The sequence below is a fragment of the Pseudomonas spirodelae genome, from assembly GCF_034653255.1.
GTDB classification, from domain to species: Bacteria; Pseudomonadota; Gammaproteobacteria; order Pseudomonadales; family Pseudomonadaceae; genus Aquipseudomonas; species Aquipseudomonas spirodelae.
This window is the reverse complement of the sequence record NZ_JAYEET010000063.1, coordinates 1-6,246: the sequence shown is the minus strand read 5'-3', so window position 1 is coordinate 6,246 and position 6,246 is coordinate 1. Positions and strand designations below refer to the sequence as shown.

2 tRNA genes and 4 rRNA genes are annotated in these 6,246 nt (G+C 50.8%); all 6 read right to left on the bottom strand.

Going from position 1 to position 6,246, the window contains the following annotated elements:
• A 16S ribosomal RNA gene (locus SOP97_RS20185) occupies nt 1-349 on the bottom strand; the annotation flags it as partial.
• A gap of 364 nt (nt 350-713) precedes the next feature.
• Nucleotides 714-829, bottom strand: a 5S ribosomal RNA gene (gene rrf / locus SOP97_RS20180).
• A gap of 138 nt (nt 830-967) precedes the next feature.
• Nucleotides 968-3,857: ribosomal RNA gene (locus tag SOP97_RS20175) — 23S ribosomal RNA — on the bottom strand.
• Nucleotides 3,858-4,101: 244 nt separating this feature from the next.
• A tRNA-Ala gene (locus SOP97_RS20170) sits at nt 4,102-4,177 on the bottom strand.
• Nucleotides 4,178-4,208: 31 nt separating this feature from the next.
• A tRNA-Ile gene (locus SOP97_RS20165) sits at nt 4,209-4,285 on the bottom strand.
• Nucleotides 4,286-4,350: 65 nt separating this feature from the next.
• Nucleotides 4,351-5,887 (bottom strand): 16S ribosomal RNA (locus SOP97_RS20160).
• Between the last annotated feature and the right edge of the window lie 359 nt (nt 5,888-6,246).

The following is a 6,246-nucleotide window of genomic DNA, read 5'->3' as shown; positions in this document are numbered from 1 at the left end:
GCTGCCTCCCGTAGGAGTCTGGACCGTGTCTCAGTTCCAGTGTGACTGATCATCCTCTCAGACCAGTTACGGATCGTAGCCTTGGTGAGCCATTACCTCACCAACTAGCTAATCCGACCTAGGCTCATCTAATGGCGCGAGGCCCGAAGGTCCCCCGCTTTCTCCCGTAGGACGTATGCGGTATTAGCGTCCGTTTCCGAACGTTATCCCCCACCACTAGGCAGATTCCTAGGCATTACTCACCCGTCCGCCGCTCTCAAGAGAAGCAAGCTTCTCTCTACCGCTCGACTTGCATGTGTTAGGCCTGCCGCCAGCGTTCAATCTGAGCCATGATCAAACTCTTCAGTTCAATACTGCTTGGGTTTTGAGAAAACCCTAAACTTAGCTCAGCAATCGTTGGTTACATCTTTGATTTCTCGCGGAGTAACTTGTGATGCTGATAATCTTGCGACTAGCAGTCTTACCTCACAAGCACCCACACGAATTGCTTGATTCAGTTGTTAAAGAGCGGTGGTTAAGTCTTTCGTCTCAACCGAGGCGCGAATTCTACAGCAGCTTCATCTTACGTCAAGTTGTTTTTCGAAGAATTTCTCTTTCTAGTCAACGACTTGCATTACATCTTCTAGGTAATGGTTTTGATCGCTCAAAACTTCATGCCTGTACTAATAGTAAAACCCCCGACCAGTTTCCTGATCGGGGGTTTTGGTGTAGGTGCTTGACGATGACCTACTCTCACATGGGGAGACCCCACACTACCATCGGCGATGCATCGTTTCACTACTGAGTTCGGGATGGGATCAGGTGGTTCCAATGCTCTATGGTCGTCAAGCGATTCAGCTGAGATGTCGTGCTGCTTGCGCGGCTCGCTACCTCGAATTGGGTATGTGATGTGGTTTGTAGTTGTGCAAATTTTCGGCTGTTGCAGTCTTCATAGAGACACACAAACATCAAATTGTTTGGGTGTTATATGGTCAAGCCTCACGGGCAATTAGTATTGGTTAGCTCAACGCCTCACAGCGCTTACACACCCAACCTATCAACGTCGTAGTCTTCGACGGCCCTTTAGGGAACTCAAGGTTCCAGTGAGATCTCATCTCAAGGCAAGTTTCCCGCTTAGATGCTTTCAGCGGTTATCTTTTCCGAACATAGCTACCCGGCAATGCCACTGGCGTGACAACCGGAACACCAGAGGTTCGTCCACTCCGGTCCTCTCGTACTAGGAGCAGCCCCTTTCAAATCTCAAACGTCCACGGCAGATAGGGACCGAACTGTCTCACGACGTTCTAAACCCAGCTCGCGTACCACTTTAAATGGCGAACAGCCATACCCTTGGGACCGGCTTCAGCCCCAGGATGTGATGAGCCGACATCGAGGTGCCAAACACCGCCGTCGATATGAACTCTTGGGCGGTATCAGCCTGTTATCCCCGGAGTACCTTTTATCCGTTGAGCGATGGCCCTTCCATACAGAACCACCGGATCACTAAGACCTACTTTCGTACCTGCTCGACGTGTCTGTCTCGCAGTCAAGCGCGCTTTTGCCTTTATACTCTACGACCGATTTCCGACCGGTCTGAGCGCACCTTCGTACTCCTCCGTTACTCTTTAGGAGGAGACCGCCCCAGTCAAACTACCCACCATACACTGTCCTCGATCCGGATAACGGACCAGAGTTAGAACCTCAAGGTTGCCAGGGTGGTATTTCAAGGTTGGCTCCACGCGAACTGGCGTCCACGCTTCAAAGCCTCCCACCTATCCTACACAAGCAAACTCAAAGTCCAGTGCAAAGCTATAGTAAAGGTTCACGGGGTCTTTCCGTCTAGCCGCGGATACACTGCATCTTCACAGCGATTTCAATTTCACTGAGTCTCGGGTGGAGACAGCGCCGCCATCGTTACGCCATTCGTGCAGGTCGGAACTTACCCGACAAGGAATTTCGCTACCTTAGGACCGTTATAGTTACGGCCGCCGTTTACCGGGGCTTCGATCAAGAGCTTCGCGTTAGCTAACCCCATCAATTAACCTTCCGGCACCGGGCAGGCGTCACACCCTATACGTCCACTTTCGTGTTTGCAGAGTGCTGTGTTTTTAATAAACAGTCGCAGCGGCCTGGTATCTTCGACCGGCATGGGCTTACGCAGTAAATGCTTCACCCTCACCGGCGCACCTTCTCCCGAAGTTACGGTGCCATTTTGCCTAGTTCCTTCACCCGAGTTCTCTCAAGCGCCTTGGTATTCTCTACCTAACCACCTGTGTCGGTTTGGGGTACGGTTCCTAATTACCTGAAGCTTAGAAGCTTTTCCTGGAAGCATGGCATCAACCACTTCGTCATCTAAAAGATAACTCGTCATCAGTTCTCGGCCTTGATTTCCCGGATTTACCTAAGAAATCAGCCTACCACCTTAAACACGGACAACCAACGCCGTGCTGGCCTAGCCTTCTCCGTCCCTCCATCGCAGTAATTAGAAGTACGGGAATATTAACCCGTTTCCCATCGATTACGCATTTCTGCCTCACCTTAGGGGCCGACTCACCCTGCGTCGATTAACGTTGCGCAGGAAACCTTGGTCTTTCGGCGTGGGAGTTTTTCACTCCCATTGTCGTTACTCATGTCAGCATTCGCACTTCTGATACCTCCAGCAAGCTTCTCAACTCACCTTCACAGGCTTACAGAACGCTCCTCTACCGCTCATCCTAAGATGAACCCGTAGCTTCGGTGTATGGTTTGAGCCCCGTTACATCTTCCGCGCAGGCCGACTCGACTAGTGAGCTATTACGCTTTCTTTAAAAGATGGCTGCTTCTAAGCCAACTTCCTAGCTGTCTAAGCCTTCCCACATCGTTTCCCACTTAACCATAACTTTGGGACCTTAGCTGACGGTCTGGGTTGTTTCCCTTTTCACGACGGACGTTAGCACCCGCCGTGTGTCTCCCGTGCTGACACTTGTTGGTATTCGGAGTTTGCATCGGTTTGGTAAGTCGGGATGACCCCCTAGCCGAAACAGTGCTCTACCCCCAACAGTGATACACGAGGCGCTACCTAAATAGCTTTCGAGGAGAACCAGCTATCTCCGAGCTTGATTAGCCTTTCACTCCGATCCACAGGTCATCCGCTAACTTTTCAACGGTAGTCGGTTCGGTCCTCCAGTTAGTGTTACCCAACCTTCAACCTGCCCATGGATAGATCGCCCGGTTTCGGGTCTATACCCAGCGACTGTCGCCCTATTAAGACTCGCTTTCGCTACGCCTCCCCTATTCGGTTAAGCTCGCCACTGAATATAAGTCGCTGACCCATTATACAAAAGGTACGCAGTCACCCAACAAAGTGGGCTCCCACTGCTTGTACGCATACGGTTTCAGGATCTATTTCACTCCCCTCTCCGGGGTTCTTTTCGCCTTTCCCTCACGGTACTAGTTCACTATCGGTCAGTCAGTAGTATTTAGCCTTGGAGGATGGTCCCCCCATATTCAGACAAAGTTTCTCGTGCTCCGTCCTACTCGATTTCATTGATAAGAGAATTTCGTGTACGGGGCTATCACCCACTACGGCGGCACTTTCCAGAGCCTTCCACTATTCTCAAATCAACTTAAGGGCTAGTCCCCGTTCGCTCGCCACTACTAAGGGAATCTCGGTTGATTTCTATTCCTCAGGGTACTTAGATGTTTCAGTTCCCCTGGTTCGCCTCACACACCTATGTATTCAGTGTGTGATAACCAGCTTATGCTGGCTGGGTTCCCCCATTCAGAGATCTCCGGATCAAAGTCTGTTTGCCGACTCCCCGGAGCTTATCGCAGGCTACAACGTCTTTCATCGCCTCTGACTGCCAAGGCATCCACCGTATGCGCTTCTTCACTTGACCATATAACCCCAAGCAATCTGGTTATTGTCTCTAACGTGAAGACGACATTCGCCGAAAATTTGCAATTGAGAACTACAAATTTTACCTTGACCAAATTAATTACCAGTGAAAGTAATTAATCAGTCACTTCTATCACATACCCAAATTTTTAAAGAACGATTTTCTTACTGGTCAAAGACCAGAAATCAACATTCATCTGCTGCTAGCAGGAACGTTCATTTCTGAACTCTTACGATGCTGTATATGGTGGAGCCAAGCGGGATCGAACCGCTGACCTCCTGCGTGCAAGGCAGGCGCTCTCCCAGCTGAGCTATGGCCCCATATTCGTACAAGGCCAAACCCCACAACAATTGGTGGGTCTGGGCAGATTCGAACTGCCGACCTCACCCTTATCAGGGGTGCGCTCTAACCAACTGAGCTACAGACCCAATCGTCTTTTTCAATGAATCAAGCAATTCGTGTGGGAACTTATGAAGAAGCTGAAGTCTTCGATTAAGGAGGTGATCCAGCCGCAGGTTCCCCTACGGCTACCTTGTTACGACTTCACCCCAGTCATGAATCACACCGTGGTAACCGTCCTCCCGAGGGTTAGACTAGCTACTTCTGGTGCAACCCACTCCCATGGTGTGACGGGCGGTGTGTACAAGGCCCGGGAACGTATTCACCGTGACATTCTGATTCACGATTACTAGCGATTCCGACTTCACGCAGTCGAGTTGCAGACTGCGATCCGGACTACGATCGGTTTTATGGGATTAGCTCCACCTCGCGGCTTGGCAACCCTTTGTACCGACCATTGTAGCACGTGTGTAGCCCTGGCCGTAAGGGCCATGATGACTTGACGTCATCCCCACCTTCCTCCGGTTTGTCACCGGCAGTCTCCTTAGAGTTCCCACCATTACGTGCTGGTAACTAAGGACAAGGGTTGCGCTCGTTACGGGACTTAACCCAACATCTCACGACACGAGCTGACGACAGCCATGCAGCACCTGTGTCTGAGTTCCCGAAGGCACCAATCTATCTCTAGAAAGTTCTCAGCATGTCAAGGCCAGGTAAGGTTCTTCGCGTTGCTTCGAATTAAACCACATGCTCCACCGCTTGTGCGGGCCCCCGTCAATTCATTTGAGTTTTAACCTTGCGGCCGTACTCCCCAGGCGGTCAACTTAATGCGTTAGCTGCGCCACTAAGAGTTCAAGACTCCCAACGGCTAGTTGACATCGTTTACGGCGTGGACTACCAGGGTATCTAATCCTGTTTGCTCCCCACGCTTTCGCACCTCAGTGTCAGTATCAGTCCAGGTAGTCGCCTTCGCCACTGGTGTTCCTTCCTATATCTACGCATTTCACCGCTACACAGGAAATTCCACTACCCTCTACCGTACTCTAGCTCAGCAGTTTTGAAAGCAGTTCCCAGGTTGAGCCCGGGGATTTCACTTCCAACTTACTGAACCACCTACGCGCGCTTTACGCCCAGTAATTCCGATTAACGCTTGCACCCTTCGTATTACCGCGGCTGCTGGCACGAAGTTAGCCGGTGCTTATTCTGTCGGTAACGTCAAAGTAGCAACGTATTAAGTTACTACCCTTCCTCCCAACTTAAAGTGCTTTACAATCCGAAGACCTTCTTCACACACGCGGCATGGCTGGATCAGGCTTTCGCCCATTGTCCAATATTCCCCACTGCTGCCTCCCGTAGGAGTCTGGACCGTGTCTCAGTTCCAGTGTGACTGATCATCCTCTCAGACCAGTTACGGATCGTAGCCTTGGTGAGCCATTACCTCACCAACTAGCTAATCCGACCTAGGCTCATCTAATGGCGCGAGGCCCGAAGGTCCCCCGCTTTCTCCCGTAGGACGTATGCGGTATTAGCGTCCGTTTCCGAACGTTATCCCCCACCACTAGGCAGATTCCTAGGCATTACTCACCCGTCCGCCGCTCTCAAGAGAAGCAAGCTTCTCTCTACCGCTCGACTTGCATGTGTTAGGCCTGCCGCCAGCGTTCAATCTGAGCCATGATCAAACTCTTCAGTTCAATACTGCTTGGGTTTTGAGAAAACCCTAAACTTAGCTCAGCAATCGTTGGTTACATCTTTGATTTCTCGCGGAGTAACTTGTGATGCTGATAATCTTGCGACTAGCAGTCTTACCTCACAAGCACCCACACGAATTGCTTGATTCAGTTGTTAAAGAGCGGTGGTTAAGTCTTTCGTCTCAACCGAGGCGCGAATTCTACAGCAGCCTCATCTTACGTCAAGTGATTTCGAAAATTTCTTTTCAATCTCAACCACTTGCGCCTTCGATCAACACCTAGCTTCTCGTCAGCGGGAGGCGAATTCTACAGCGTTTCAAACCACTGTCAACCGCCTCTTTTACCGCTTTCGATCATCTCGA